The organism is Kitasatospora sp. NPDC004799 (assembly GCF_040609095.1).
In the GTDB taxonomy this organism is placed as follows: Bacteria; Actinomycetota; Actinomycetes; order Streptomycetales; family Streptomycetaceae; genus Kitasatospora.
The window spans coordinates 1-2,493 of record NZ_JBEXJK010000682.1; the positions used below are offsets into that span (position 1 = coordinate 1).

Sequence of the window (2,493 nt, forward strand, 5' to 3'; positions counted from 1 at the left end):
CCACGCGGCCCCATCGAGACCGAAGCAGCCCGCCGCCTCGCCGACGACCTCAAGCACCAGTAGTCACCCGATTACCCAACACTCTCTCAGCCGGCTTCCGGGGGCTCGGCACCGTCGACCGCGAGGGGCGACGGCGGTGCCTGCCCCGGTCGGCCCGGTCGGGGCAGGCACCGGCGCCGGCGTCGCGGCGTCAGCCCTCGGCGCCCATGTCGACCCAGTGGGTGACGTCGGCGACGGCGCCCTCCTTGACCGGGGCGTGGTGGTCGGTGGTGAGGACGCCGATGCGGTTGCCGTTCAGGACCAGGGCGGCGGCGTTGCCGTTCCCCGCGACGTCGAACCAGTTGGTGAAGTTGGCGACGGCGCCCTCCTTGACCGCGGCGTGGTGGTCACTGGTGATGACCCCGATGCGCTGGCCGTTCAGGACCAGCGCGAGGGCGTTGCCGTTCCCCGCCACGTCGACCCACCCGGAGAGGTCGCCGACGGGGCCCTCCTTGACCCAGGCGTGCCCGTCGGTCGCGATGACGCCGATGCGCTGGCCGTTCAGGACCAGGGCGGTGGCGTTGGCGTCGCTGCCCATGTCGACCCAGTGCGAGAAGTCGGCGACGGCGCCCTCCTTGACCCAGGCGTGGTGCTCGCTGGTGAGGACGCCGATGCGGGTGCCGGACAGGGCCAGGGAGGTGGCGTTGCCGTTCACGGCCACGTCGACGTATCCGGCGGAGAGGCTGCCCTCCTTGACGTAGGCGTGGTGGTCGCTGGTGACGACGCCGATGCGGTTGCCGTCCAGGACGATCGAGAGCGCGTTGCCGCCCTCGTCGACCCATCCGGCGAACAGGCTGCCCTCCTTGACGTAGGCGCGGCCGTCCCTGGCGATGACGCCGATGCGGTTGCCGGACAGGGCCAGCGCGGTCGCGCCTTCGTACTGCTGGACCCAGCCGCGGGAGTCGACGGTGCCGTCCTTGACGAACACCCGGCCGTCGGTGGTCAGGACGCCGATGCGGCTGCCGTCGACGGCGAGGCCGGCGATCGTCCCGGGCACCGGGGACGGGCCGGCGATGCCGGGGCCCTCCACGGCCGCCGCCTGGCCGACGGCCGGTGCCGCGGTCACTGCTGACACCGCGACGGCCAGGACGGCCAGGGCGCGGCGCACGGTCTTGGTGGTGCTACGCATGATCTTTCCCCTTGTCTTCTGGAAGGACCCACTGGTCCCGGAAGGAGGCGGCTCGCCGCCCCGGGCGCAGGTGACGGCCGGGGCGGCGGCGGGACGAGGGCCTGCCGTAGGTCGGAGCGGCAGGCCCCGCAGAGGCGGAAAATTCATGTACATGACATAAAGCGCGGCAGGCCGGTCCCGTGGGGCGCGTTCGGCCGGATGTGAAGCAACTATGCAGAGCATCCGTCAGATCTGCAAGACCGGGCTTCCTTTGGGCACATCCCCCGCTGTCCGGCGGGCCGGGGGGCTTGGGACTTCACTTCCGCGAAGGCCCAACCCCCTTGTGGTCAGGGGTGGTTGGGGTGCGGGACCCTTCTGGAAAACTCGGATACCGGAGGTCCACCGGACCCGGGCGGACTGGGGCCGGGCCGCGGTCGCGCCAGGCGCCCGCTGTCGCCTTCACCGGCCGGCCGCGAAGTGGGCCGGACGGTCCAGTCGGAAGCGTCGCCGTCTCGGGGGGCGGGCCGGGCGCCGTCATGCGGGCCGCTGCGGGTGGTGGCTACGATCGGAGGAAGTCCTTCCGGATGATGGCGAGACGGAAGCCAGGTCGCCGATGGCTCCGAGGTCCGTGCAGTGGCCGCCGTACGTGCGGGTCGCGCCGTGGTCGCTGACCGCCGGCGGGCTGGTGTGGAACGCGCTGGATCCGACCGACTACTGGGGCGATCCGATGCTGGCGGCCGCCGCCGTGCTGGCGGGGGCCCTGCTGGTGCTGCGGGACACCGTCGCGGTGGGCGTGGCCAACGTGCTCGGCATCCTGGTGCTGTCCACCCGGGACGGTTCGATCGGGACCCGGGCCGGCTACCTGGAGCTGGGCAACACGGTGTTCGCCGCGCTGCTCGGCGTCGCGGTGAACCGGGTGGTGGCCCGGCACGGGCGGCGGCTGGCGCGGGTGCGGTCGGTGGCCGAGGCGGCGCAGCGGGCGGTGCTGCCGCAGCCGCCCCCGCGGGTCGGGCGGCTGTCGGTCGCGGCCTGCTACCGGGCGGCCCAGGACGAGGCGCTGATCGGCGGGGACGCGTACGCGCTGCAGTCCACCCCGTACGGCGTGCGCGGGCTGATCGCCGACGTGCGGGGCAAGGGGCTGCACGCGGTGGGGGCGGTCTCGGTGCTGCTCGGCGCCTTCCGGGAGGGCTCCCACCGGCTGCCGGGCCTGGCCGCGCTCGCGGACGCGCTGGAGGACTCGCTGCTGCGGGAGAGCGAGCGGATGAGCAGCGGGGGTCTGAGGGTGCTTGCAGCGTAGCCCCGGACTCAAGGCTCGAACGCGGCGCAGCGTCGAAATTGACGCATCT

The 2,493-nt window shown here is 73.3% G+C and carries 2 protein-coding genes; one reads left to right on the forward strand and one right to left on the reverse strand.

The window, feature by feature from the left end; translation table 11 throughout:
• Positions 1–190 precede the first annotated feature (190 nt).
• Entirely contained in the window at positions 191–1,168 is a 978-nt protein-coding gene (locus ABZW03_RS39835) for a peptidase S1 (RefSeq protein WP_355269629.1), read from the reverse strand.
• Positions 1,169–1,760: 592 nt separating this feature from the next.
• Between ABZW03_RS39835 and ABZW03_RS39840 the strand changes: the two genes are divergently transcribed.
• Positions 1,761–2,444, forward strand: a complete 684-nt coding sequence (locus ABZW03_RS39840; protein WP_355269631.1) for a hypothetical protein — start codon at positions 1,761–1,763, stop codon at positions 2,442–2,444.
• Positions 2,445–2,493 lie beyond the last annotated feature (49 nt).